We start from the raw sequence: 24,838 nt of genomic DNA on the forward strand, positions 1-24,838 counted from the left end.
CTAGTCTTAATCGAACAAGCCAGATTCTATAGCATATTTTACAGCTCCTGTTGTGGTTTTTGAGCCAGTTTTTAACAGGATATTCTTTCTGTGGGTTTCCACGGTATTAACCGAAATAAATAGTTTTTCCGATATTTCTTTCGATGTCAGCTCGTCTGCCAACAGGGACAATACTTCTTTCTCTCTGGGAGAAAGTTCAATATTCTTGTACTTTTTTCGCTCAAAAATACTTTCCATATAGCGTTGCTTAATAATTTCAGAAAAGTATTGTTCGCCATCTAAAACGGTACGTACCGCTTTCTGCAGTTCTTCTTTGCTGGTAAATTTGGGCACAAAACCATCTGCACCTTTTTGAATGACCTTATGTACCGTTCTATGATTGTCTAACATGCTCAGCATGATAATTTTTACGGTACCGTGCTTCTTTTTTATCTCGGTCAACAACTCCATACCGTCCATTTTTGGCATATTGATGTCACTGATGATCAAGCCGATGTCAAACTGGTTCAACAGCCGTACCACCTGTTTTCCTTCTGTGGCAAGATGAACTTCTCCAATTTCTGGCATGTCACCTAAAATGGTGTTGATTCCTTCAAGAAACATTAAGTGATCGTCCGCTATTATGATGTTAATTTTCTTCACATGGTCTGTTTTAATGGAATATCTATGGTGATAGATGTTCCGCTACTGGCGCTACTGTCTATATCTAAAGTACCTTTCATTTTAGAAAGGCGCTCCTTAATATTTCGTAGACCTATTCCTTGTTTTTTATGTTCTTGAAAGCCTTTGCCATTATCATTGACCACAATGTTCAAATGGTCATAATGCTTGGTAAGCTGTACTTCCGCATTGGTGGCTTCGGCATGTTTTAGAATATTGTTGACCAATTCTTGTACAACGCGGTACACATCTGCAAGAAGGGCATCTGGCAGTTTGTTGATATCTTCTTCCGGGTAAAAGAAGGTTTGAAAATCTATAGTATCACTTGCGGAGATTTGGTCAATAAAATCACCCAAAAAATTGGTAAACCCCAGTGCGGCAAAAGCCGGTGGATGTAATTGATGGGACAGTCCGCGAACATCTGTACACGCATTATTTATTGCCGTTAATATTCGCTTGGTCTGTGGCTTCTCTTGTTGGTCTTCCACATAATGCTCAAAAGCAATTTTAATCCCTGCCAAATCACTACCAATACCGTCATGGATTTCACGAGCCAAACGTGCACGCTCTTCATCTTGACCTTGTTGATACCTTTCAACGGCAGATAATCTATAGTCCTTGATCATTTGGTTGATTTTCTGATCGGCATTTTCTTCGCGCTGTAAGCTTAATTCTTGCTGTACCTTTAAGCGTTTAACGTATTGATGACGCAGAATAAGCAATGACAATAAAACCAGGATAAAACCGGCAATAAATACGTTTCTAATGAGGCGTTGTCTTTTTGCGGTAAGTTCTGCTTTTTGCAGTTCTGCTTCGCCCAGTTTTTGTTCTTTTTCAAGAAGGTTGATCCTGGTTTCTTTTAGTTGCGTTTCATACCGCTCTTGTAGTTCAGCAACATATTTTTCTTTATCAAGAGAATTCTGCTGTGATAATGTACTCACACCTTTTTCATAAAATGCCAGGGCTTTTTTATAATCGCCTTCATCTTGGTAAAGTTGGGAAAGGTTTTTAAAGATGTCAGATTTATATTGTTTTATAGCTTGTTCTTCACCCATTTGCAGCGCTTGCTCAAAATAGGAGATGGCTTTTTTGGTATGTCCTAGTTTGCTTTCGCACAAGCCAAGGTCGTTTAAAATGATTACCATATCAGACGTAAACTCAACTTCCTTTAAAAGGGACAAGGTTTTCTTTAAGGAAATTACGGCTTCATCATATTTTTCTTCTTTCACCAACATTTGGGAAAGATTCATGTTGATATATGCTATTACTGCTTTGTTTCCTTCTTTCTCACGATATTCTAACACTGTTTTAAAGTGTTCGCGAGCCTCATCATATTTACCTTGTTCTTTTAAAATACTTGCGAAATTGAATAAAGTAACCAGAACACCATCATCATCACCTAAAGCACGATATAGATTCGCAGCACGGTCTAAATTTTCGGTTGCCTTTTTATACTCTTCTTGTAAAACATATAAGGTAGCTATGTTTTGGTAGGCATTGGCTTCTTGCTGGGTGTCATCCATTTTTTCTGCATACCGTAAACACTCCAAAAAGCTTTCCATTGCCTTTGGGTAGTTGCCAAGGTTTTTATAGCCCAATGCCAAAATATTATAGCTGGCCGCCAAACCATTTTCCATGTTGAGCTCTTTAAGAAGGGCAATGGTTTTTTGAGTTTCGTTCACTGCACTTTTATAATCGCCCGAAATATTTCCTAGATTCGCAAGTGCATAATGCGCTCTAATGGTATGGATTTTTAAGCCTTGTTTTTCACTTTCTTCCAACCATTTTTGCGCAGCTTCCTTGGCTAAAACAGGTTGTGAATACACGTTTTTTTGATAAACGTATGAAAGCGAGTCCATTAGCGGGTTTGCTTCTGATTTTTGCGACCAAATATTCGCGTAAACCCCTAAAAATAGGAAGACGATAAAGATTTTATGTAGTGTGCGTAGCTTCATTTAAGAATGGGCAAAATTACCACCTTTAAGCGAAATGGGCAGCCTTAATGCGCATTTTCATTTCCTTTAATTCTTCTTGTTCTTCTGGGTACAGTTCAAAATTAAAGCGTGCTAAATTTTCCATAAGGTTATGCTGTAAGAAAAGGTCTTCTTCGCTTTGTGATTTTACCAATTCTTGCTGCTCCCTAAGTTGATTTTCTATAGGAGTATCCCTACTTAAAAGCATGGATATATATTTATTATAGGCACTCATGTTTGCCATGGCTTTGACATTGTTTTTTAGAATATGCAAAAGGAAATTGTAATCTTTTGGGAATTCAAAAAACGAACGTTCCGGATAACTTTTTAAAACATCTAATAGGGCTTTGTAAGCTTCTTCATGGCGGTGTTCATCATTTAAAATCTGGGCGTACGTATAATCTGTTTTAAATTCACGAGCTTCTGGAACTTCTTTTCTTATGGTTTCACAAATGGTGAGGCTAAGCGAATTTTTAAAGCCTTCTTTTGCACATGTTAATGCTAGTTTTAGATAGATAGCTTTATTAACCGATTTTGATGCCGCTACCATTAACGATTCCGCAGCAGCCGTATGGTCGTCCAGCATCCAGTAAATCAAACCATTGTTTCTGAAATCTTCAAATTTTTCTGGTTGTTTGTTGATGTTTGCTTCCGTTGGGTCTTGCAAATCATCTGGTTTCTCAAGTAGAAAATCGTAAAAACAAATCCATTGAAAAATGGGATATAATTCTTCTGTTAGTTTCCCCTGTTCGTGATTGTAAATGGCATATTTATAACATTCTTCGTATTCACCCTGTTCAAAAATGGTTTCAACGGCAAGGTTGGTAGTATCAAAATAGTCGTCATCTCCATCAACGTAGTAATTAATTTCAGCTTGTTGGTCTAAAAAATATTGGGTATAGTTCCGTTTTCTTTTATTGATGATCATACGATAGTGGTACATCCACGGTGCGTAGGATCGGGAGTGTAACGGAAAATCTTGAAGCGCTTCGTTCAGTACTGCCAATGCTTCATCATCTCGGTGGAATTTAAACAAAGCCCTTGCCTTAAAGAACATGGATTTTAATGTAGGCGTATGTCTTATGTGAAATTGCTTTACCGTGTCTAAAACACCTTGGTAACTTTCAATTCTGTTGTTCAGTTCAATTAAATATTGCAAATAATTATCCATGGTGAGCCCGTTTCTAAACGCCTCATGGTAGGTAGCCCCAGCTTCTTGATAGCTGCCTTCGCTTTTAAGGAACATTGCCTTTAGATTTAACAACAACGGATTTTTATCGTTTAGGGCCAATCCGTTTTTTAGACAAATTTTTACTGCATTCCCATTTTTAGAATGAAAATAGGCGGCATTTCCAAGCAATAAATAATGATGTTGTACCAGTTGCCATCCTGCATTCGTAAATGCCTGTATAAAGGCTTTGTATTCCGTAAAATTGGTAAAATCAGCATCTGGAAAATCTGGATTTTGCGGTGCCTTTAATATTTGTGGAACAAGATCGTACATCATAAAAGCTTTGGCGTAATCTGCCAATACATAACGACTTAGATCGGTTAGATCTAGCGTTTTCCACTCTTTCTTCCATAGTTCAATGACTTCTGCCGATCGTAGCTCCCAAATTGCAACTTGAATAAAGGTGAGTAATTTGGTTTTCTTGTCTAAACGCGTATCTAATTGAAGACCTTTTAAAACATCAAGATTGTGAGTCGCAGAGGCTAATTCCAACAGCTGGTAACAGTCGGCTTCCTCGGTAGATTTTACTTGGTCCTTTAACTGTGCCGATTGAATTTCCCAAAGTAAGAATCGTGCTTCGGTTGTGGCAGGGTAACATTCTAAAACGTATTTTAATATGGCAATTGCTTCCGTGTACCTTTTTTCTACCTGTAATTTCAAGGCGTAGTGTATGTGCAGTGTTTCGTTATACGGATACGCTTGTAGAGCTTTTTCATAAACCAACTCGGGACAAGCTTTGTAATAACTACAAATGTATTCATAGTCTGATGCCAAAACTTGTCCCACTTCTTCAAGTGCTTCTACATATGAATGCATGACTTCCATATTTACCTGTTCAAAAGCACCTATATACAACATAAAAAAGCGGTAGTAACGAGCATTATCCGACGGATAGGTGTAGCCCAAAACATTTAAATTATCTTGTATAATGGTAATAAGCGGATTTAGCTCAGCGAACTTTTTTGCGTTCAACAGGGCGTAAGCTTGTTCAATATGTGCTAAGACTTCTTTTCTTGTTAAGCTCATTTGTTCCATTCTTTAAAGCTGTTCGCTTGGTGAATATGTAATCTTTGATAGCATTCCCAAAGGGTTTCCGTGCCGGGGTATTTACTGATGTCCGGCTCTGCGGCTCCTCTTATAAATTCATCGCCAATACACACATTGCGGTGAAATTCGCCCCAACTGGAGAACGTTTTTTTTAATCTTGTATTTACGTCTTCTAAACGCATGGCTATTTCCTCGGGTTTTATAAAACCTAAGGCACCGCCTATACGCATGAGAAAAATGTAATACGCAAAATCATAGCCCTGCAGTTTTTCATTTTTAAGGCTAAAACGGTAGCGCCAAACTAGTTTGTAAACATTCTTGGTCATGGGGTTTTTCTGTGCATTATACTTTGTTTCATAAGTGTTGGTGGTATAATTGCGAAATTCAGATGCCAATTTTTCAAAAGGGTTTGATGCCATAGCGCCAGTTTCGTAACGGTGTAAACTGTTGCGTAGATGAACGCCAGATTGTATGCCATGTAGCTTGGCAATACGCTCTACATTTTTCAATTGCAAGTGGTCTTCAATATCAAATCCGTACCAACTATTTAAATCCGCTTTTTTATAATTGTTCATTAAAACCAAAGCAGATAAGTTGAGCTGATCTTGAATTTTGGGTGTAATTTCTGCTGTCATTTTTTAAACTTTTAAGAGGTTAACCACCTGCAACAATGCAGTTGTTAAGTTTTCTGGATAAGCTCCGGAATTTGCCATTGCCGCGAGTCCCATTTGATAGGAGCTTGCCATTTTACTGTCTTTTGCTAATTTCACGAACAGGTTTCTACACAGGTTTCCGTACGTTTCTAAAGGGGTTTCAGGAGCTAGGTTTTTATCAAGCAAGGTCATGTAAAGAGCTTGAATAAATTTGGCTTCAGTAGTAGATGTTTCCGATAACCAAGTTTTAAATTCTATTATGTTCTTATCCAATACTTCAAGGAGTTTGCTGTCACAGGTTCCTTCGGTTTTATAATTTTCTAGGTTGTGTAAGACCGCACTGGCATATTTTGGGTCAAAGGTCATTTCTGAACTATTAATCTGTGACTTTTGTAACTGCTCAACAAGAATTGCTTTCTCAGATTTTGGTTCTTCCACTTTATAGTAATCATGGTGTTTTTGAATGGACTCCTGTAATTTTTTGCGATGTGCAAAGTGTGCTTTACTGTAGATATACATATTTTCTGCCGTTTCTTTTGCCAGGTTGTGTTCCATTAATTCTTTAAGAAAGTCCTCTAGGTAGTTTTCAATATCCGTTTGGATGGATTGAAATAATTGGTTGGATTCAGCTTTCTGTTTGCTTTTTTTATGGAAATCAAAAAGATGCACTAAAGCCCGGTTTAAAAAGTGGCTGACATTTTCATCAAGTTCGTTGAGGTAGGCGGCACTGCGTCTACCTTGTGTATTTAGCATATGCGGAATCCAAACCGATTCGGTACCCAAACTATAATAATAATCGCTTAAGAAATTATACCAGCTTTGCAGAAGCCCCAAAAACAAAGGGCGACTTTCATTTACATACTGTAATTGTGCATAATCATTACAAAGGTCTAGTACACTGGGGTCAATATTTTTTAATGCCCAAATTTTATTGACTAGTTTAAAATCGTTGGTTTCTGCAAATAGTGCCGTTAACGTTTTAACGACTAGGGGTAGGCATTCTTTTTTAACTTTATCATCCGCTTGTTTAGCGGAATATGCCATTTTTTCAAGATAAGCGAATAGCACTTTTTGGTTGTCTAAATCGAAAAGGGTAGCCAGCTTTTCGCGAGCATCATAAAAGGTTAGGATCAAAAACTGATTTAGAGGATCAGATAGGTTTGATGACTCCAGGTCTGAAATCCATTCAGTCCGGTTGTTTTTAATTTGAAATATTTCTTCTATAAGATATTCTCCTTTTAGCTCAACATCTTCATTACCTAACCTAACTACCGGTAGTTTACCGGTTGAACCAGTACTTAGAAATCTTGAAAATAGGCTGTTGTATGGCTCAATTTGATCTGGAATACCTGATTTTGGATTACATTTTTCAAACCAAAACAAGATATATGCTACGGGAAGAACTGTGGAGCTTTCTACCGTTAAAATATGTTTGCCAAATGCTTGAAAGGCTTCGGTGTAAAAATTACTTCCGCTTTCTGCTTTTAGCCAATCTAAAAATCTGAGGTAGCATTGGTCTAGTTGATTTTGTGGAATATTTTTATCTCGGTTATTAAAAAGGAGCACATCGCCAGCATCCCATTCCTTTGTACCTAATGCGGAAATTAGCGGAAAAATACCGTCTTTGGTTTGCAGGTTCAACAAGGCTGTACCTTCTTCTTCCATAAATAAGAAACGCTCATTTAGCGCCGTATGGGCTGCAAATACCAGATCCGTATGCTCTTGATAAAACTCGGCTAAGTCGGTACTTAACCAAGCGGTTATGATATTAAATGCATTTGGTTGGTAAACTTTACCTACGGGTAAAATTAGGTGAAGAGCGTTTACGAACTTATGCCAATCGCCTTTAAAAAAATGATGAACAAATTCATTGTCTATGCTGAATGAATTTTTTGTAAAACCATTGTCGGAATTAAGAACGTAATAGTTTCCCGAAAGAATTTGATGTGTTATGCAGTTTTGAATGATAAAATCTGAATTCACACAATCTCGAATATCAAATACCCTCCGAATCAAAAAATGGGCAACGGTTAGTGAAGCGTTAGATTCGCTTTGTACCAGTGCTTTTAAAACGCTGAAAATTTGTATACGTTCTTTTTCTGAAATCGCCTCGCTTTGAAGATAGCCTAGACTGAAATAAAGAAACTCAATTAGTTTTTCACTGCTTTTTTTGTCAGGATAAAATCCGTTTTCCAAGAGTGGCAGCCATGAGATTATGAATGCTATGCCTTCTTCTTCATTGGCATAAACTTCTGGATGGTAGTAAATTTGTTGTGCTAGTTCCTCGGTAAACACGGCTTCATTATTTAAGTTGCCTAAGTTGTTTTTTACTTGCTCTAATACCTTGGTGTCTTGGCAATCCTGTAGTTCTAAAACGTGTAACAAAGCTTTTGCAGCGGGTGCCGATAGCTGTGTTGTTTCTAACTTTGGGAGTATTTTATTCTTGAAAATTTCTAACATGTACCTAGATGTCTAATACGTTTTAAATGGATTTAGTTGGTAGTTTAACCATGAATTATTCACTGCTGAACCATTCATAATCTTGAATGTCACCGTCAGCATCCATCAAGCTTTCTAAAAATAAATCCAAGCGATCAGCTTGTATGTAGCCAATTTCTTGGTCGGCACCAAAACGTATAATTTGACCCGCTGAACCCTTGGTATTTGGTGCAAAATCAAATGCCAGAAAATTTCCGTTTTGCAAATCGAAAAACGGAATCCAATACGGTGTAGTGTACATTAGCAGGGTTTTACCTTCGTTGGTACTATAGGTGTCTAGCAGTTCCTCTTGTGTCCAATCATTATAAATTCTGTACCAATCTTTCCATTCCTGTAAGATTTTCTCGGCACCCATAATCGCTGAGTTCTGTACGCCGTTATGTAGGGTTAAAAATTCTTTGATGATATTCGGAAATGGATATCCCGCTTCAGCCTCAAACTCCTCATAAATTGCATCATTGTTCTTTGGTGGAATAATTACGAGACCTTTGGCATGTACCAATTGCACAAAATGCTGCACCACTTTTTGAAAATTGCTTTTAGCTTCCAACTGAATATACGGCGCTATAAAATCCGCTTTTTCTTTTGCCAGTTTTTCAGCGATAAATGCATTGGGGATATGGTCCGAAATAAATAAACCGGACTTTTCAAATACCTGATTGTCCTTAAAATTGGAAATAGGCTGACTGCTAAAAGAATTGGCGCCAAAAAAATACACCTTTGCAGCGTTGGTTTCTTTTTTACGTGTTCTTTCATCTATAATAGTAAACCATTCTTTAAACAACGGTGTGCTTTTTATTTCGGCAGTAAAAACTTCTTTACTTTCTAAATATGCGATACCGTTGAATTTGGAATTGGATATATCATCTGGACTAATAAAAAGTAGCTTAAGTACTTCTTTGTTCGTTGCTACTTTGAATGCATCTAATAGGGCATCGCAAAAGGTAAAACTGTTATCAATATCTTCAGGGTCTTCTATCTGTGGCAGGGTGTTTACGGTCATTATATCAAAATGAAAATCCTCCCATTTCATTTGTTCTACATGGTCTGAAAACGCAATCTTATTTCTCATTTCAACCTATTTATTGGTGCTGCTAAGGTACCTGAGATTAATGGGGAGGCTATCCCCGAAAAGGGTGATTTTAATTTTTAGAAAAGAACGTTTACCTTGTAATTCGGCATATTTGGGCAGCAATATCACTGAAAACGGTTAGCAAATTTTAAAGTTGAAGCATCATTTTTGTAGTTCATTTTAAACATCCTATTAAAACAATTCACCAGCAATTATGAAATTGGAATGGAGCGAAAGTTTTAAGCAAGATTTGCCGGTAGACTATATTCATTTTCTACGGGATAATCCTACGGGTGTTTTATTGAAAAATAGCAGCAGGTGGGATAAACGTACATGGAACCTAATGGGTAAAGTAGCCCTTTTGAAAAGATGGGAAATGAGTGGCGTTGATAAAGCTGCCAACTATGAATGTTTAAAATTATACACCACGGTTCAAGAAGAAGCGGGGATGGAGTTCACTGCGCCTTCAGCACATTTTCGTTCCGTAAAATTGGCACGTGTAGCTAAAGGTTTTGTTATAGGTGAGGAGAATGGAGATTACCTATATTTAGATCCAGAATGTAAATTTACGGTTTGGGCATATTACCATGATGGTGGCGAGGTAGCTTTACTTTCTAAATCTTTTAAAGAGCTTGTAAGAACCCAAAAACCTTTATAATCTAATATATAAATAGCTTATGGTCAATATAGAATTTTCTTCGGATAGTTTTACAATCAATTCCGTTGCAGTACAATTTCCTGTTTCAATAGGAACATTAAAGGAGATTATTACCCCAGAATGTAGAGAGCATAAAGGAAAGAATAACATACTTTTTGTTTGGGATGATTTAGGGATTATCGCCTATACATCTAATGGTAAACTAGTAAAATCCTTAGGGTTTGAATTTGAAATTTCAACCTATGATTTTAGTCCTAAAACAATCTTTACTGGAACATTTAATTATAACGGTGAAGATATCCGTGAGTATTACAAAACCCATGAAAGCGAACGTGTAAAGACATTTAAGGGCGATGATTCTGGTGCTTTGGTGCAAAACGGATTAAGTGCGTGGTTCAGTGTAAAAAATGAACTTGTAAGAGCTATTGAAGTTAGTGCGCACAAACCTTATGTTCGTGGAGAAGGAATACCGGCAGACAAATACACCATTAAGCCAATTGATGAGGAGGAAATAGAGTTTGCCGATTTCGGATTCAAGCTTTCCATCATAGAAGAGTTGATGTATATAAAGGGATTATTGAAACCAAAATTCGATTTGTACGAGTTTGCAGATTGGTATAAGGATCGTGAAATAGATATTGATGAAGAAGGTTATGACCCCATAGATGAAGTAACCCAATACTTTAAAAAATTACCCATACCAAAACGTTTGGCACCCGAGATTACCGAAATTTATCAAGATGGGGGCAATGATATTTATATGAACCTTTCCCCTTTCTCCGGTGGTGCGGTTGAATTTTGGGATATTGAACGTAGCGATGATATTAAACACTTTCCCAATCTAAAGAAAGCTACGTTATGCTATGCAAAAGAGCATATATGTGACGAACTGATTATTCTTGGCGTTGATGCCGAGTGGATTTGATTGGTCGTGTAAATAACAATAATCAAAAAAGTACGCATAATTAGCGTGTTTTTTTCATTTAAAGGGAATCGTACATAGTAACAATATAAATCTAGGAAATAAAGAATTCATTGGTTTCAGGGATATATGAAAACCATGCTATGTATACATTTGATACCTATTATAACAGAAAAATTATGGGTTTAGAAATTACAAGCGGAATGTTGGCAGAGTTTAAAGGTAGTGAGCCTGAAGCCTACAATGCTTATAAAAAAATCTTTCAAAATATTAATGTTGTTCTTGCTACAAATAATTTAGAACCGCATAATGAACCTGAGGAGATGGAAAATGAACCGTTACAATTTGGCGGTTTTCCTTATAGTTTTTTGCACCATTTAAGACGATTTCTAGCACATGCTTGGGAAAATGAAGACGACGAGAATTGGAAGCCTAAGCCTTTTTCTCCAAATGAAGATCCTAGTGTAGATTCAGTTTTAGAAAATCACTATTCGTATATGGAAAGTCACTTGCTGACCCATTCAGATGCCGAGGGTTTTTATCTTCCCGTAAAAATGCCAGAAGTGCTTTTTGATATCGAAGAAGCTCGTGTACCCGGTGCCATGATCGGTTCATCTTACAGCTTGCTCGAAGAACTAAAAGGTCTCACTAAGTATTTGGGTATTGAATTAGATGACAACAATGATATTATGAATGTTCAACAGTTAAATGAAATAATACAGGAAAATGGCGATTTCTGGATTGAAATTTTAGTATGCGCATCACTAATTGATGCTGCTAAATTTAGTATCAATAACAACACAGCTATTCTTTTTAATTAGATGATAAACATGATCCGATCCATACTTAATAAATTAAAAAAATCAGGAATGAATATTGACGAGATCAAAAAAGAATGGAATTCTAAAGGAAGTAAATATGCTTCTGAAGTGAATAAAATGGTTGAATTTGGTGAAACCAACGGATGGGAAAATTGGAAAGGTAAAGAGCCCGAAGATAAAAGAGATCACTTGGCAGAAGCTGTTTTTCAACTATTAAAAGAAGCCAATAATAACAATACTGTTAATGCCTTTAGAAATGATTTTCCACCTGCTCATTCTCCAATGGTGCAGTTCATGAAAGAGAAATCACAAAGCATACAGCAACTATTTTTTATAGATGATCAAAAAATTGTGTTCATGGTGGGTACCGCTTATCAGAAAAGACAAGCATATCTTCTAAAAGGTGACCAGGTCATTGCATTAGAAAGTACTATAGGCGCCATTGGTAAATCTAAGCGTAATAATGTATTTGCCATTGTAACGAATAATACCATTGTAACCACCCAAGGTTGGGAAGGCAATATTATTGAAACATTTGAGCTAGAAACCGCAAAGAATCTGGGAATAAAGGAATTGATTCCGTTCAATGACGGTAAAAAAGTACTTATGGTAACTTCTGAAGGTATTTTTATCATCACTCAAAATACTGAGAAAATGATTCACCCTTTACCTGACCCAGAGGATGATGAATGGGAGCCATATATTGATATGGAGAATGCAACGCTTTCCAATGATAACAAATACATTGTTGTAGGTGACCAATGTAGCGATCATAGAATATTGGACCAACACGGTACCGAGGTAGGTGCTGTTGGTCCGCAATCATCCTATCCGGATTTTTGCCTTTTTTCTAAAGACGATGATCAGTTGATTACCAATTCTTGCCACTTTTATAACGGTATTACTATTGGTGTAGCCACTACTGATTTTGAGAATTTAAGTATCCCTGCCTATGAAGAAAGTGATCAGTATACCGTGGTGGATGAAGAAATGCGAGTGTATTGTGGTGTGGCAACAGCTACCTACTATATTTTGGGTGATGCCTTTGGGTATATTAGAGCAGTTGATACTAAAGGAAATTGTATGTGGAGATATTTTCTGGGGTCTACCATAAGTGGTATGACCATTTCTGATGATGAAAAAACACTATGGATAGGATCGTCATCTGGTATGCTTCATAAATTACAATTAGATAAAGGACTTAGAGATGACCATACCATTGCAACGGGAAAACACTATGAAGAATTTAGGTTGGTCATTTGGAAAGAGGAACCAATTTTAAAGTGGTAAAAGCGGACGATGGATATTAAAGATCTTAACGAGATTATAATAGCAGGAAAATATGATTTGGACCAGAAGGATGATTATTTACGGTCGATTATGCTTCCTGCAATAAAAATTGAGCAAGCAACTGTTTTTGATGTAAAGGGGCTCAGTAAATATGGAGGAAATCCGCTAGTACCAGAGAATTTTGAATGGCCTAGGCATAAGTTTGGTGACTATAGATTTATAGCACAATTTAATCTAAGTGAACTACCACCGGGTGAAAACCAACTGCCAATGAAAGGTTTGTTAAGCATATTTGTAGCGTACAATGAGGAAAATACAATGGCTTGGACAGATGATAACTATGCGAAGGTCTTCTATTTTGAAAATATTAAAGATTTAAAGCCATATGACAATCCTAATTTTCCAGATAAGTATTCATTAGATGTAATTTTCAAACAAGAAGTGGATATTCCTTTTAAGCCAGAACTGTACAAAACTAAAGGACTGAATAAAAGACAAGTCAACTATGTCTGTACTAAGGTATTGGAGAAATCGGATAAAAAATACGATAGTTATTTATTAGGCTACCCTTATTATAATTCACTAAAAGCTGATCCAAGGGAAAATGAAAATTGGACATCATTATTAACCTTGCGTTATCAATCCGGTTTTGGTTTGTATTGGAACGGTCGTGGATATTTAATGCTATTTATAGAAAAAGAGAAATTGGCAAAAGGTGATTTTTCCAATGTTAAGTCTAATGCGGGGTAGGGTATAAGCTATATTTAAACGAATAAAACCACCCATAAGGTGGTTTTATTTTTGTTTAGTGGAGCCGGAGGGATTCGAACCCTCGTCCAAACAAGCAATTAAAATGCTTTCTACATGTTTAGGATCTGATTAATTTTCGATGTGTACCTGACCAGAAACCGCCTAATACACACTTATCTTCTTAAGATTTTGGTGGTGTCGCCAAAGCGAGCGAACACCCTTATGTTGACTTTTCTGGTGCTCCTATAAGAATCGCCATCAACAAGGGCTATTCAGGAACATCTCGCTTCCCTACCTTGTAGGGACGAGGCTAATCTTACTATAATTCAGATTAAGCGGCAAGAGCGTAATTATTTTCGCCAATTAAAAGTGTGAAAAATGAGATTAACGAGCTGTTTCCCAGCGCTCGACATGCTTACATTCCAACTGGTCTCGCTGTCAAAACCGGTCGGCCCCAATATGTAAAAGAACTTTTTACTCTAATTAATGTTTTATGTCTTTTTAAAAACATAAGGCTAATAAATAGCGGGCAGCAAAGCTAACAAATCTTTAGCAACCGCTATAATTTTATTTAGACCCAAGCTAAAGTGTTTCTAATTGTATAATTTAGTGCAATATTTATACCAAACCCATATGAAGTTCGGAATCATTAGAGAACGTAAGAATCCGCCAGATAAGCGTGTGGTTCTATCGCCAAAAGCATGTCAAAAAGTCTTAAAAATCTATAATAAGGCAGAAATAGTTGTAGAACCTTCCCCTATAAGAGCTTATGAAGATAATGCCTATAGTGATTTAGGTATTACTGTAGCTAATGAAATGGATCAGTGCGATGTTCTTTTAGGTGTTAAAGAAGTACCTATTGATGCCCTGATTCCCAATAAAAAATACTTTTTCTTTTCCCACACCATTAAAAAGCAACCTTATAATAGAGATTTGCTCCGTGCCATTTTAGAGAAGAATATAGAATTGTACGACCATGAAGTGATTACCAATAAACGAGAGCAACGTGTTGTTGCGTTTGGCAGATATGCCGGTATTGTTGGAGCTTATAATGGTTTTAGGACATATGGACTTAAATACGATATTTTTCAATTACCAAAAGCAAATGATTTACCTGATCAACAAGCATTAATTGAAGCGCTTAAAAAATTGGAATTACCAAATATCAAGGTATTGCTTACCGGTAGAGGTAGAGTTGGTAACGGAGCTAGGGAAATGTTGGATGGTATGGGCATGAAATGTGTAAATGTTACCGAGTATTTAGAAGAAACCTTCAACGAGCCTGTTTATTGTCAAATAGACGCCGGTGAGTATAATAAGCGAAAAGATGGGGTACGCGGTAATAAAGCCAATTTTTTTGCGCACCCAGAAGAATACAAGTCTAACTTTTTTAGGTTTGCAAAGGTTACAGATTTCTACATTGCCGGTCATTTTTATGGTCAGGGCGCTCCATATCTATTTACTAGGGAAGATGCAAAACAAAAAGATTTTAAGATACGGGTTGTTGCAGATGTAAGCTGTGATATAGATGGTCCCGTGGCATCGACCATTAGACCTTCTACGATAGCAGATCCAATTTATGGCTATGATCCAGAGACGGAGTCTGAAGCAGATTTCAAAAATGAGCATGTTATTGCTGTTATGGCCGTAGACAATTTGCCATGTGAGTTACCTAGAGATGCTAGTGAAGGTTTTGGTGATGCATTTATAAAAAATGTTATTCCTGCATTTTTTAATGGTGATAAAGACGGAGTACTTAATAGAGCAAGAATGACCAAAGGAGGAAAACTTACGGAACGTTTTAGCTATTTGAAAGATTATATCTCTTAACTGAGAGTGAATTAAAGTGTGTAACCTACATTTATTAAATTTTAAATCAGTTGTTAAGTAATTGTTAATTTAGAGTTATATTGTGGTCATAATTTAAAGTACCATGAGATTTAATTGGATTTTAGGTGATACAGCTGATGAAAAATTACATAGGTGGTGTGTTGACCTGGAATATCAGTTAAGACCAAAAATCGTAAAATTCTTGATTACAAATTTTGAGAGTTTGGACGCTTGCTCAGATTTTTCATGTTTCCATTTTAATGTAGATGTTATTGCTAATAAAATAACAGTAAGTGAGCAAACGCCAGCGGCATACCGTAATGCCATTACAACAAAATTTGAGCAAGAAATTGGAACACACTTTTCTACGTTTTTATAAGGTTCTATTTATTAGCTGAAAATTTTTCCATAGAGAATTGTGTTTTTCATTCTAACGGTATTTTTAATCAAATGTCTTCTCAAGATTTCTTTTGCTGTGCATTCAATTTACTAAGAATAAGTAAACCAGTAATGCTAATTACAATCCAAAAGACATCGATAAACAGAATTTGATCATAACCTTTTTCAAAGCTCACCCATAACCAATTGCCAGAGCAAAAACCATTTACAATAGGAATGGTCAGTCCAATTAAACTACCCGAAAGTAAGGTGTATTTGTTGGTGAAATAATTGTCTTTTTTAAAAACAAAGAAAATGGTAATTAGCAGCCATCCTATAAAATAAAATTGATACAATAATCCCATGCCTGTAGGATTAATGACCTGTACCAAAATAAATGATAAGGCCGTTATTGGGTATAGGCTTAGGCAAATCGCCAAATAATACCGTACTACGTTTTCGTTAAACTTTCTTTTTTTGAGGGGTATGTTCTTTTTGTTTCTAGCGGTTAACCATATAAGTACACCGCTAAGTATTACAAAACATCCTATTAAACCAAGTATAAAAGAGATAATGCGTAAGCCATATCCCCCATAATCCCCATAATGCAACCTATAAAATATACCCTTAACGGCATCTAGGTACTGTATTTTTTTAGTGGGGTCTTTTACACTATGAACACTATCATCGGCTACTTTAAAAATAGTGTAACCATAACCGTTTATTTTGTCCTTAAAATCCAAGTTGCCACTTACCGATACGTGCATGCCCGTATCACCGTAGTTGAAGATATGTACTTCGTTTACTTTAAAATTGGTCCATTGATCTTTGACTTTGTTTACGTATTTGTTGATACTAACCGGACAGGTCAGTGGAGTATTCTGAAATTCAAATTCCGGATGAGCATATTCTAGGTCCTCATATAGCTTTTTGTCATCACCATCATATAATGCCAATACAGTAGGCGCAACCAATAGTACTTTTAACATAAAGAACGTTCCGGTTACGGCATAAACGAATTGAAAAGGGAAACCTATAACGCCCAAAGCTGTATGGGCATCTGTCCACACGGTTTTTAATTTGGTCATTGGTCTAAATACGTAGAAATTAGAAATGATCTTATCCCAATGTACTATAATGCCGGTTAACAGCGCAAACAGAAAAAAGAATGCTACAAAACCAGATAAATAATACCCAAAAGGGTGGGGCAGTTGTGCAAAAAAGTGAAGTCTATACAAGAACTCCCCCAATGTATATGAGCTTACATAGTCTGTAGTAGTTGCATCTTTGGTATTCAAATAATAAAATGAGCCTGCGGCATCCTCTTTGGTTAGCAAAGTATCTTTGGAGCTGCCTAAATTCACCCCAATATTCTGTTCGTTGTAATAGTGCCTTAATTCAATATCCCTTCCATACAGGTTTTTCTCTGTTGACATGTGTTGAAAGGTCTCATCAAAGTTCAACTGTATTTCATCAGGAATTTCTACAGTATGCCCACGTTCCCAATTGGCAATCTCATCTCTAAAAAATGAAAATGAACCTGTAAAGAAAATAACGTAAAGTGCTACACTGATCACGATACCACTTACAGTGTGTAAATGAAATAGAATGTTATAAGTTCTTTTGTTCATTATAGAATTGGATTTAAAGCTTTGCCGTAAAACATGATAATTGCCAAAATGATGGATGTTAGCAGGTAAATACCCCATATTTTCCAGCCGTTTTTTGCTAAAAACGCTACAATCATTAAAACTGCCCACAGAATAAGTGCGCTATAGGTACTGGTTATGATTACGGTTACATGATCAAACCAACTGGCAACTGCCAAATGAAAAAGTACAGATACTATAAAACCGCCAAGAAGAGCTGCGGTAATTTTTGAGAAACGTGGCCAGAAAGACGGATTCAGATATTTTGAATTAGCGGGCATATCAGAGAAGTGAAAATTCGATCAAGAATATGAATAGAACGGTTGGTATTAAGGTTTTGTAAGTAATTAGGTGTAAGGGCTGTAACAAGATTACAAGACTTGCAATGGTCATTAAAATGACCGAAAAAGTAAAAATACCTGAACCCCAACCAAAATGGTAAATGGTTAGGGAACAGGCAAATAGTAGCAAGACATAACCTAAAGAATTTGCTACTTTACTTTTCTTTTGACACCAGTTTTCAATATGTAAGTGTACTGGCACTTTTTGTCTTTTTGTTGTGGCGTAACCCAAATAAAAACCAGTAAAACAAAGTATTAGAATTGCGGTGATCATTGCTAGAGGTTATTTTGAAATACAATAGGTGGCACAGTGCCATATAAATTCATATTCCTTACCATTGAATGTGCCGGGAACACGTTCTTCAAAAGTGGTTTCCATAGTATACTTGGTGTTCCAGGGCAAAGAGAAACTTACTTCTCCATTTTCATCTGTTTCTATGGTTTTGCTCCATAGGTCAGATACATATAGTTTAAATTCATTTTTAGCTAAGGGTTTACCTTTAAATAGTACTTGTAGTGTAATTTGACTATCGGTGCCGGGTAGTTCTTTGATAACGATACCATCTTGGTTCAAAGTTTTAGTAGCTGTGGCTTGGTCGCCCACTTGAACTTTTGCGGTCGATTGATAGTGTGTTTTAAAAATACCGAAATCCCATTCTGTATAATCTAGTACTTCTATATCATCATTGTTTAGGGCAACGGTATATGTGCCATTTGTATTTGGGGTAAAATGGGCCACATAATATTCTTCCTTGGAAGAAATTTTCAATGCTGTTTTTTTACCGTTAGGATGTATAAGCCATAACGTAAACTTTGAAACGGATGGGTAGTTTTCACCTTTTACTTTTTCAATAACCCCATAAGTGTATTCTCCAAAATATACACGTACCTCTTGTTCTTTGTTTAGACTGCCGGTACGGTCCGTTTCAAGCCATAAATAATGGGCGAACATGGGCGATATGGAAAATAGTAGTAAAGTAAGTGTAATAAGTATTCTTTTCATGTTTATTTATTTAAGGCTACACCCCCGGTAAAACCGAGGGGATAACCAATTTGAACTAACTCAACAAAAAATTGTATGCTGTTCTTTAAAAATTATAGGTTACGGTAACTCTACCATTAATACCGGGTTCTGATTGCCAGTATAAATAAGCAGCGTAATTAGATCCTGAATAAAGGTATTCATCTAGTAGGTTGTTCACGTTGAGCTGTACCCTAAGTTTGTCGTTGCTCCATGACAAGGCTCCGTCTAACCTAAAATAATCTGGTAATTGAGATTCATTGTCCGCTCCCCAAGACCAGGTAGAACGGTCTATTTGATATTGATACCCCAATGAGCCACCAAAACCGTGAAGTTTGGATTCTTCAGAGAATTTATAATTAAGCCAGCCGTTGGTAATGTGTTTTGCATGACCGGCTACACGTTGACCAATATTTTCTGGATCAGTATCTTCCGTAATTTCAACGTTGGTATTAGCGTAGTTGAGTATAACATTCAACTCAGGGGTTACCTCGCCCTGCAGGTCAAACTCAATACCTTTAGATTGTATTTCACCTAACTGTATAGAGAAATTAGGATTTTCTGGATCGGTGACCAATACATTTTCTTTGGTAATCTGGTAAGCACCCAAGGATGTTCTTAACCTTCCGTTGAAAAAACTCTTTTTAAGACCTCCTTCAATATCATTTGCATCAACGGGATCAAATGCTTCCCCGGTGAAGCTTACACCATTTTGACCAATGAAAGAGCGGTCATATAGACCATAGGCACTTAGTGTAGGTAGTATATCCACACTTAAACCTATACGTGGCGTAATTTTAGAATCTGTTTCATCTTTACCTCTTGTGAACAGGTGAGTGTATCTTCCTGCAAGGGTTAATCTTGCTTTATTGTTGAAGAAACCTATTTCATCTTGCAGATATACAGAGCGATTAATTCCCCCATAATTGTAAATATTGTCTCTGTATTGTACCGGGGTAGATTTGTCAAAAATAGGAAGTTCGGTATTTCCGTAAACAGGGTTGTAAATATTGAAGGGTTGATTAACATCCGTTAAGCCGAATTGATTAAAATCTGCCCAATATTCTTTTTGGCTATAATCAAACCCTCCCAGTATATTGTGATTTATACCACCTGTATGGAATGCTCCGGTAATATAACTTTGAAAATATTTTCCAACGGATAAGGCATCCCAATTGCTAATGTACCTTACAGCATCTCCATTTTCTTCTAAAGACCAGACCCAATTAGAATTTCCTACTTGATCATAGCGTAAAGAACCAAATTTTGTTTCCCAGCTCCAATCTCTATTAAAGTCGTGTTTTATGGTGCCAAAGAATGCTACTTCTTGAATGTCTGATGCGGGATAGTTGGTATCGGTAAATTTAAAATCTCTATCTAAACTACCGTAGCCATCATCATTAGGGGCAAAAACATAAGCGGCACCCATATAACTTTCTGCCTGTTGTACATTTAATTCTGCCGTTACAGCTGTTTTTTGGGAAAGCTTGTAGGTTAGGGCAGGGGCAAAGCCATAACGCTCAGCGTCTTCATTGCCTCTATGGCTGTCAGCTGTTTGGTACATGGCATTAAAACGGTACAATAACTTTCCGTTTTCTGTTGCCTTGCCGCCAAGGTCTAAAGTACCTCGGTAATTGTCAAAACTACCGGCCATCAATGAAACTTGACGAATAGTTCTTTCCGTAGGTTTTTTGGTTACTACATTATAAAATCCGCCTGGTTCACCGGCAGACATCATAAAACCTGCAGGACCTTTTACAAATTCTATCTGGTCAACAAAGGCCATGTCCTCTGATAATGGACCCCAGGAATCTTGAACGTTGAAACCGTTTCTAAATGCAGGTAATCTAAATCCTCTCATATTCACCCTGGCAAAATTCCCCCAGTGCTCTAACATGGTTACACCAGATACGTTTCTGATCACCCCATCCATAATGCTCGTAGCCTGCTGATCTTGCAATAGTTCACTACTGATGATTTGAATGTTTTGGGGTAGTTTGGCTACTTCTGTTTTTAGACGTAAGGAGGAAGAGGGTGTTTTTACCGCGTATTTGTTATGATGGCCTTTAACCACCACTTCATTTAATTGTTCACTTTTCTCCGGTAACGATACATTCGGTATTTCTTTTATTCTATTGGCAACTACGTTTACTTGTACCTGTTTGGTATCATGACCCATGATGGAGAACGTTAGGGTGTATGCGCCAGGTGCCAGATCGGTTACCTCAAATTTACCTTTGGCATCTGTGGTAGTACCTAAGCTTGTATGTGAAATAGTGATGTTCACATTTAAAAGTGGTTTATTATTTTGATCAACTACCGACCCTGAGACTCCTGCAGACTGCGCAAAAGTGCTCAATGTGCCTATGAACAAGATCAGTATAGTGTAAAGATTCTTCATTTAATATTTGTTATTTTTAATTAGTCTAAATAAATTTGAAGCGAATTTATGACCTTGTTGTGGATTAGAAATGACGTGAAATGATAAAAAAAAGACGCAGTTTTACAGAATTACAGATTGTTGATTTATCTGAGACCAATAAAATCTCGTATAGTGAAATTGCCGATTGTGTTGAGGTAAAGCAGAACAATGATATTGACCATAAGGTATACCGTATAAAAGATTCATTTGGGCAAGGCCGTATAGATGTAATACAAATTGAAGATGTTTGTATATCTGCAATGCATTTTAGGTTACAGAAAGATATTATCTTAAAACAACAGCTAACTATAGATTTTGTGCAGCTTACTTTTTTAATTGAGGGTGAACGGGTAATATCTGTTGCAGGTTGTGAAGATATTTTTTTAGGTAGCGGTGATTCTTACATGGCAAATATTAAATCTTTTCATGGCACGTCTAAGATTGCAGGGAACAAAACTTATAAGGAAATTAAAGTAAGGTTGTCTAATGCGTTCTTAACAAAACATGGTTTTTTCAATGATCTTAAATTAAAAGAACTTATAGATGATAATTTGGTAGTACCCATTTCTAATGAGATGATGGTAATTCTTGAATCTTTTGATACGCTTAGTTTAGAAGGTACGGCAAGACTAATTTATTTGAAGGCTAAGGTTTTTGAAATGTTGGCCATACAAGTTTCCAATTATAAGAAAGAGCATTATAAGAACAACTCGGTTCAAAATAGTCACAGGGTAAAGAAACTTTTAAGTGTCAAAAAAAAGATCAGTGATAATTTAGCCATTAATTATTCGGTGGCTACATTGTCTAAAGAAGTGGGTATGAATAAAACTCTGCTGAACAGGGAATTCTTGCGGGTTTTTGGACAAACCGTTCATGAATATAGTATCAATAAAAAAATAGAAAAGGCTAAATTACTTCTGGTGAACACTGATTTGCCTATTTATGAAATTGCGGAGCAAATAGGTTATAAGAATGCAACCCATTTTTCTGCAGCCTTTAAACGTCAAGAAGGTACTACGCCCAAAAAATTTAAAACAAATATTAAGTAAACGACATTGCGTATTGGCTAGGTTACTAGTTTATTAATGAGACGCCTATACCAAGGGTTGTTTGTCGGTGATTGTAATCTATTAGTGTTTCTCCATATCCATCAAAAAACTGTACATGGCCATTGAAGTTTTTATGAATTGGAAAAGACCAGTTCAACTGTAGACTTCCCCTGCTTTTATCTCCTAAATTCAGTGAATGCCGGGCTATGGCTCTAAAACGTTGCCTGCCCCAATCATAGGTAACGTCGGCTTCGCCTCTTCCTATGTAATCAGATATATTTTCGTTATCGTCAATTTTGCTTCCCACACGTAACCATGGTTTTAGCATTACCTGCCAGTTGCCTTTTTCAAAACCGGCGTGCAAGGCAATACGGTTCCAGCTTCGGGAGATGGGATCTGACTGTCCGTTTGATTCATGAATGACCGAAATACCCACCATTTTTGCATCAAATCCGAGAATGGGAAACTTAATTGGGAAATTGGCTATGATTTCTGGCTTATAATTCAGTTCTCTAAAAGGTCTTGAGCGCTCAGTATTATAAATTTGCCAGTAAGCAGTTTGTGAGTAACCCATCCAAAGATCCATTCTCCCGCCCAGCATATTATGAAAAATCTTTGTTTTTAAACTGATTTGAAATTTTGCTTCAACAGCATTTAAACTATTGGGTTCGTCTAGGACTTTATCTGAATTTTCGGCTACAGGAAACTCGTTAGGGTTTGTAGAATATTTAGCCAATGTCATGTAGATAGGCTTATAAGAGGTAAGGATAAAATTGCCACGATGATGTTCATCATCTAGCTCCCACAACTCGGTCAAGGTCTTACTATTATTAAAATACCAATTATCATCTTCACTATCTTGTGAAAAACCTGTGGTATAGCCAAATATTAAAATAGAGAAAAATAAATAAGTTGTTTTTAAGCTCATGATAAATTATAAAGTGGTAAAATTATATATTTGATTAGAATTCATAGTCGTATTCGTGCGATATCTTAATGCAATTGATAGAGATATGAACCCAGCAGAGCACTATATTTATAACCAACCGGAACCGTACAAAGGTATTTTAATGCATCTACAAATGATGATCGAAACAACCTTGCCAGGTGTTGAACTAAAATTTAAGTGGAATATACCTTGTTTTTACATTGGGAAATCTCCCATTTGTTATTTAAATGCAAATCATAAAAAAAAGTTTGTGGATATTGCTTTTTGGAATTCTGCTCACCTTACCAAACATTTGAACGTACTAGTTTCTGAAAACAGAAAGGTAGTTCGTTCATTACGTTACACTACCTTAGAGGAAATAGATAACGATATTTTAGTTGATGTTTTACAAGATGCTTATTCCGTTCGTAAAAATGGGTTTTATAAGCAGAAAGATTTAATTTGATTGTAAATGTTTAGTACTATGAACCTTATCTAATAGTTGGATTTCACTATTTTTCTCTAACTATAACGTAGTAAATTACATAAAACCAGCCCAAGATTCCGTGTAATAGCGCATACAGAATTGATTTGTTTCTGTCCCATGAAATTACAATAGCAAGTGCGCTACCTATCCCAATTCCATTAGTCACTACAGTTTGTGTCATTCTGGTATTTCCTGTTTGTTGACCAAAGCTTGCTAAGGAGAACAATAATAGTATGGTTAAAATAGGTATTACTTTATTCATTTCGTTTTAAATTTATTTAGCTATTATCAAAATTAAAAGTCATTAACAACAGCTCTTAACGCCACTAAATCCGTCAATAATTTTTTCATTAATCCTAAGTCTAACATATTGGCACCATCACTCTTGGCATTGGCACAGTCAAAATGCGTTTCAATGAATAGTCCGTCTACACCTGCAGCAACACCAGCGCGTGCCATGGTGCCGATCAAAGCTGGTCTACCACCAGTTACACCAGAAGATTGATTGGGTTGTTGTAAAGAATGGGTTACATCTAATACCACGGGAGCAAATTGTTTCATGGTAGGTACACCTCTAAAATCTACGATCATATCTTGGTAACCGAACATGGTTCCACGATCGGTGATGATAGCTTGCTCGTTTCCGGTTTCGGTAACTTTATTTACGGCATGCTTCATACTTTCCGGACTCATAAATTGCCCTTTCTTTATGTTGACCGTTTTTCCAGTTTGGGCAGCGGCAACAACTAAATCGGTCTGGCGGGCTAAAAATGCCGGTATTTGCAATACGTCTACATATTCGGCAGCCATAGCGGCATCTTGTTCTGTATGTATATCGGTAACCGTAGGAACTTTAAAGGTTTCAGAAACCTTACGTAAAATTTTCAGAGCCTTTTCATCTCCAATGCCCGTAAACGAATCCAGCCTACTACGGTTAGCTTTTTTAAAACTTCCTTTAAATACATAGGGTATTTTAAGCTCATCGGTAATGGTCACAATATGCTCTGCAATGCGCAATGCCATATCTTCACCTTCAATGGCACAGGGTCCAGAGAGAAGAAAAAAGTTGTTACTGTCCGTATGTTTTATTTGGGGTATAAGAGATAGGTTCATTCGTCGAATATTTTTAAACAAAGATACTATTTTAAGAAGCTTAC

22 protein-coding genes and 1 other RNA gene are annotated in these 24,838 nt (G+C 36.6%); 9 read left to right on the plus strand and 14 right to left on the minus strand.

Going from position 1 to position 24,838, the window contains the following annotated elements:
* Window positions 1-6: 6 nt before the first annotated feature.
* The 6 genes from YQ22_RS12315 to YQ22_RS12340 all read right to left on the minus strand — a co-directional run bounded on the left by YQ22_RS12315 (window position 7) and on the right by YQ22_RS12340 (window position 9,135).
* Window positions 7-642, minus strand: coding sequence for a response regulator transcription factor (locus YQ22_RS12315; protein ID WP_071341435.1), 636 nt, complete (start codon window positions 640-642; stop codon window positions 7-9).
* Complete coding sequence (locus tag YQ22_RS12320; protein ID WP_232231179.1) at window positions 639-2,519, minus strand: tetratricopeptide repeat-containing sensor histidine kinase; 1,881 nt, start codon at window positions 2,517-2,519, stop codon at window positions 639-641. Before YQ22_RS12320 ends, YQ22_RS12315 begins: the two co-directional genes overlap by 4 nt.
* Window positions 2,520-2,640: 121 nt before the next feature.
* Window positions 2,641-4,890, minus strand: coding sequence for a tetratricopeptide repeat protein (locus tag YQ22_RS12325; RefSeq protein WP_156894568.1), 2,250 nt, complete (start codon window positions 4,888-4,890; stop codon window positions 2,641-2,643).
* Window positions 4,887-5,546, minus strand: coding sequence for a DUF1266 domain-containing protein (locus tag YQ22_RS12330; protein ID WP_071341438.1), 660 nt, complete (start codon window positions 5,544-5,546; stop codon window positions 4,887-4,889). The genes YQ22_RS12325 and YQ22_RS12330 overlap by 4 nt, the downstream gene beginning before the upstream one ends.
* 3 nt (window positions 5,547-5,549) lie before the next feature.
* Window positions 5,550-8,024, minus strand: coding sequence for a hypothetical protein (locus YQ22_RS12335; RefSeq protein ID WP_071341439.1), 2,475 nt, complete (start codon window positions 8,022-8,024; stop codon window positions 5,550-5,552).
* A 55-nt stretch (window positions 8,025-8,079) separates the two neighbouring features.
* The gene (locus YQ22_RS12340) at window positions 8,080-9,135 is read right to left on the minus strand and encodes an SMI1/KNR4 family protein (protein WP_071341440.1); all 1,056 of its coding nucleotides are present in this window, start codon (window positions 9,133-9,135) and stop codon (window positions 8,080-8,082) included.
* A 214-nt stretch (window positions 9,136-9,349) separates the two neighbouring features.
* On the opposite strand from YQ22_RS12340, the gene YQ22_RS12345 reads away from it, so the two are divergent.
* The 5 genes from YQ22_RS12345 to YQ22_RS12365 all read left to right on the plus strand — a co-directional run bounded on the left by YQ22_RS12345 (window position 9,350) and on the right by YQ22_RS12365 (window position 13,576).
* On the plus strand, window positions 9,350-9,793 hold the full coding sequence (locus YQ22_RS12345; protein ID WP_071341441.1) for an SMI1/KNR4 family protein: 444 nt from the start codon (window positions 9,350-9,352) through the stop codon (window positions 9,791-9,793).
* A gap of 19 nt (window positions 9,794-9,812) precedes the next feature.
* Window positions 9,813-10,718 (plus strand): DUF6892 domain-containing protein, encoded by a 906-nt coding sequence (locus YQ22_RS12350; protein WP_071341442.1) that lies wholly within the window; start codon window positions 9,813-9,815, stop codon window positions 10,716-10,718.
* A 176-nt stretch (window positions 10,719-10,894) separates the two neighbouring features.
* Window positions 10,895-11,536: a hypothetical protein gene (locus YQ22_RS12355; RefSeq protein WP_071341443.1), complete on the plus strand. Its 642-nt coding sequence runs from the start codon at window positions 10,895-10,897 to the stop codon at window positions 11,534-11,536.
* A 48-nt stretch (window positions 11,537-11,584) separates the two neighbouring features.
* Window positions 11,585-12,826 carry a hypothetical protein gene (locus tag YQ22_RS12360; RefSeq protein ID WP_071342578.1) on the plus strand — a complete coding sequence of 414 codons (1,242 nt, stop codon included), beginning with the start codon at window positions 11,585-11,587 and terminating at the stop codon, window positions 12,824-12,826.
* Between the two features lie 9 nt (window positions 12,827-12,835).
* Window positions 12,836-13,576, plus strand: a complete 741-nt coding sequence (locus YQ22_RS12365; protein ID WP_071341444.1) for a DUF1963 domain-containing protein — start codon at window positions 12,836-12,838, stop codon at window positions 13,574-13,576.
* Window positions 13,577-13,632: 56 nt separating this feature from the next.
* Here the strand turns inward: YQ22_RS12365 and ssrA are convergent.
* Window positions 13,633-14,032: a transfer-messenger RNA gene (gene ssrA / locus YQ22_RS12370) on the minus strand.
* A 177-nt stretch (window positions 14,033-14,209) separates the two neighbouring features.
* Between ssrA and YQ22_RS12375 the strand changes: the two genes are divergently transcribed.
* Together YQ22_RS12375 and YQ22_RS12380 are read left to right on the plus strand one after the other, a co-directional pair.
* On the plus strand, window positions 14,210-15,406 hold the full coding sequence (locus YQ22_RS12375; RefSeq protein ID WP_071341445.1) for an NAD(P)-dependent oxidoreductase: 1,197 nt from the start codon (window positions 14,210-14,212) through the stop codon (window positions 15,404-15,406).
* A 103-nt stretch (window positions 15,407-15,509) separates the two neighbouring features.
* Entirely contained in the window at window positions 15,510-15,785 is a 276-nt protein-coding gene (locus YQ22_RS12380) for a hypothetical protein (RefSeq protein WP_071341446.1), read from the plus strand.
* 79 nt (window positions 15,786-15,864) lie between these two features.
* Here YQ22_RS12380 and YQ22_RS12385 read toward each other — a convergent pair whose 3' ends face one another.
* From YQ22_RS12385 to YQ22_RS12405, 4 genes are all read right to left on the minus strand, one after another.
* A complete protein-coding gene (locus YQ22_RS12385; RefSeq protein WP_071341447.1) occupies window positions 15,865-17,415 on the minus strand; it encodes a PepSY-associated TM helix domain-containing protein in 1,551 nt (516 codons plus the stop codon).
* Window positions 17,415-17,714, minus strand: coding sequence for a hypothetical protein (locus YQ22_RS12390; protein ID WP_058103723.1), 300 nt, complete (start codon window positions 17,712-17,714; stop codon window positions 17,415-17,417). The genes YQ22_RS12385 and YQ22_RS12390 overlap by 1 nt, the downstream gene beginning before the upstream one ends.
* A 343-nt stretch (window positions 17,715-18,057) precedes the next feature.
* Window positions 18,058-18,777: a DUF4198 domain-containing protein gene (locus YQ22_RS12400; RefSeq protein ID WP_071341449.1), complete on the minus strand. Its 720-nt coding sequence runs from the start codon at window positions 18,775-18,777 to the stop codon at window positions 18,058-18,060.
* Between the two features lie 85 nt (window positions 18,778-18,862).
* The gene (locus YQ22_RS12405) at window positions 18,863-21,196 is read right to left on the minus strand and encodes a TonB-dependent receptor (RefSeq protein ID WP_071341450.1); all 2,334 of its coding nucleotides are present in this window, start codon (window positions 21,194-21,196) and stop codon (window positions 18,863-18,865) included.
* 80 nt (window positions 21,197-21,276) lie between these two features.
* Between YQ22_RS12405 and YQ22_RS12410 the strand changes: the two genes are divergently transcribed.
* Window positions 21,277-22,266, plus strand: coding sequence for a helix-turn-helix domain-containing protein (locus YQ22_RS12410; RefSeq protein ID WP_071341451.1), 990 nt, complete (start codon window positions 21,277-21,279; stop codon window positions 22,264-22,266).
* Between the two features lie 25 nt (window positions 22,267-22,291).
* Here the strand turns inward: YQ22_RS12410 and YQ22_RS12415 are convergent, their stop codons facing one another.
* A complete protein-coding gene (locus YQ22_RS12415; RefSeq protein WP_083414251.1) occupies window positions 22,292-23,194 on the minus strand; it encodes a phospholipase A in 903 nt (300 codons plus the stop codon).
* Window positions 23,195-23,249: 55 nt separating this feature from the next.
* On the opposite strand from YQ22_RS12415, the gene YQ22_RS12420 reads away from it, so the two are divergent.
* Window positions 23,250-23,660 carry a DUF1801 domain-containing protein gene (locus YQ22_RS12420; RefSeq protein ID WP_335625826.1) on the plus strand — a complete coding sequence of 137 codons (411 nt, stop codon included), beginning with the start codon at window positions 23,250-23,252 and terminating at the stop codon, window positions 23,658-23,660.
* Window positions 23,661-23,706: 46 nt separating this feature from the next.
* Here the strand turns inward: YQ22_RS12420 and YQ22_RS12425 are convergent, their stop codons facing one another.
* Entirely contained in the window at window positions 23,707-23,943 is a 237-nt protein-coding gene (locus YQ22_RS12425; protein ID WP_071341452.1) for a hypothetical protein, read from the minus strand.
* A 32-nt stretch (window positions 23,944-23,975) separates the two neighbouring features.
* Window positions 23,976-24,794, minus strand: a complete 819-nt coding sequence (gene kdsA, locus YQ22_RS12430) for a 3-deoxy-8-phosphooctulonate synthase (protein ID WP_071341453.1) — start codon at window positions 24,792-24,794, stop codon at window positions 23,976-23,978.
* Between the last annotated feature and the right edge of the window lie 44 nt (window positions 24,795-24,838).

Origin of the sequence: Maribacter sp. 1_2014MBL_MicDiv (assembly GCF_001865655.1) — a bacterium.
Classification (GTDB): Bacteria; Bacteroidota; Bacteroidia; order Flavobacteriales; family Flavobacteriaceae; genus Maribacter; species Maribacter dokdonensis.

Coding starts and splice junctions, on each gene's coding strand:
- YQ22_RS12320 (WP_232231179.1), bottom strand. CDS start 2,519: ATGGACTCGCTTTCATACGTTTATCAAAAAAACGTGTATTCACAACCT.
- YQ22_RS12325 (WP_156894568.1), bottom strand. CDS start 4,890: ATGAGCTTAACAAGAAAAGAAGTCTTAGCACATATTGAACAAGCTTAC.
- YQ22_RS12330 (WP_071341438.1), bottom strand. CDS start 5,546: ATGACAGCAGAAATTACACCCAAAATTCAAGATCAGCTCAACTTATCT.
- YQ22_RS12335 (WP_071341439.1), bottom strand. CDS start 8,024: ATGTTAGAAATTTTCAAGAATAAAATACTCCCAAAGTTAGAAACAACA.
- YQ22_RS12340 (WP_071341440.1), bottom strand. CDS start 9,135: ATGAGAAATAAGATTGCGTTTTCAGACCATGTAGAACAAATGAAATGG.
- YQ22_RS12345 (WP_071341441.1), top strand. CDS start 9,350: ATGAAATTGGAATGGAGCGAAAGTTTTAAGCAAGATTTGCCGGTAGAC.
- YQ22_RS12350 (WP_071341442.1), top strand. CDS start 9,813: ATGGTCAATATAGAATTTTCTTCGGATAGTTTTACAATCAATTCCGTT.
- YQ22_RS12355 (WP_071341443.1), top strand. CDS start 10,895: ATGGGTTTAGAAATTACAAGCGGAATGTTGGCAGAGTTTAAAGGTAGT.
- YQ22_RS12360 (WP_071342578.1), top strand. CDS start 11,585: ATGAATATTGACGAGATCAAAAAAGAATGGAATTCTAAAGGAAGTAAA.
- YQ22_RS12365 (WP_071341444.1), top strand. CDS start 12,836: ATGGATATTAAAGATCTTAACGAGATTATAATAGCAGGAAAATATGAT.
- YQ22_RS12375 (WP_071341445.1), top strand. CDS start 14,210: ATGAAGTTCGGAATCATTAGAGAACGTAAGAATCCGCCAGATAAGCGT.
- YQ22_RS12380 (WP_071341446.1), top strand. CDS start 15,510: ATGAGATTTAATTGGATTTTAGGTGATACAGCTGATGAAAAATTACAT.
- YQ22_RS12385 (WP_071341447.1), bottom strand. CDS start 17,415: ATGAACAAAAGAACTTATAACATTCTATTTCATTTACACACTGTAAGT.
- YQ22_RS12390 (WP_058103723.1), bottom strand. CDS start 17,714: ATGCCCGCTAATTCAAAATATCTGAATCCGTCTTTCTGGCCACGTTTC.
- YQ22_RS12400 (WP_071341449.1), bottom strand. CDS start 18,777: ATGAAAAGAATACTTATTACACTTACTTTACTACTATTTTCCATATCG.
- YQ22_RS12405 (WP_071341450.1), bottom strand. CDS start 21,196: ATGAAGAATCTTTACACTATACTGATCTTGTTCATAGGCACATTGAGC.
- YQ22_RS12410 (WP_071341451.1), top strand. CDS start 21,277: ATGATAAAAAAAAGACGCAGTTTTACAGAATTACAGATTGTTGATTTA.
- YQ22_RS12415 (WP_083414251.1), bottom strand. CDS start 23,194: ATGAGCTTAAAAACAACTTATTTATTTTTCTCTATTTTAATATTTGGC.
- YQ22_RS12425 (WP_071341452.1), bottom strand. CDS start 23,943: ATGAATAAAGTAATACCTATTTTAACCATACTATTATTGTTCTCCTTA.
- kdsA (WP_071341453.1), bottom strand. CDS start 24,794: ATGAACCTATCTCTTATACCCCAAATAAAACATACGGACAGTAACAAC.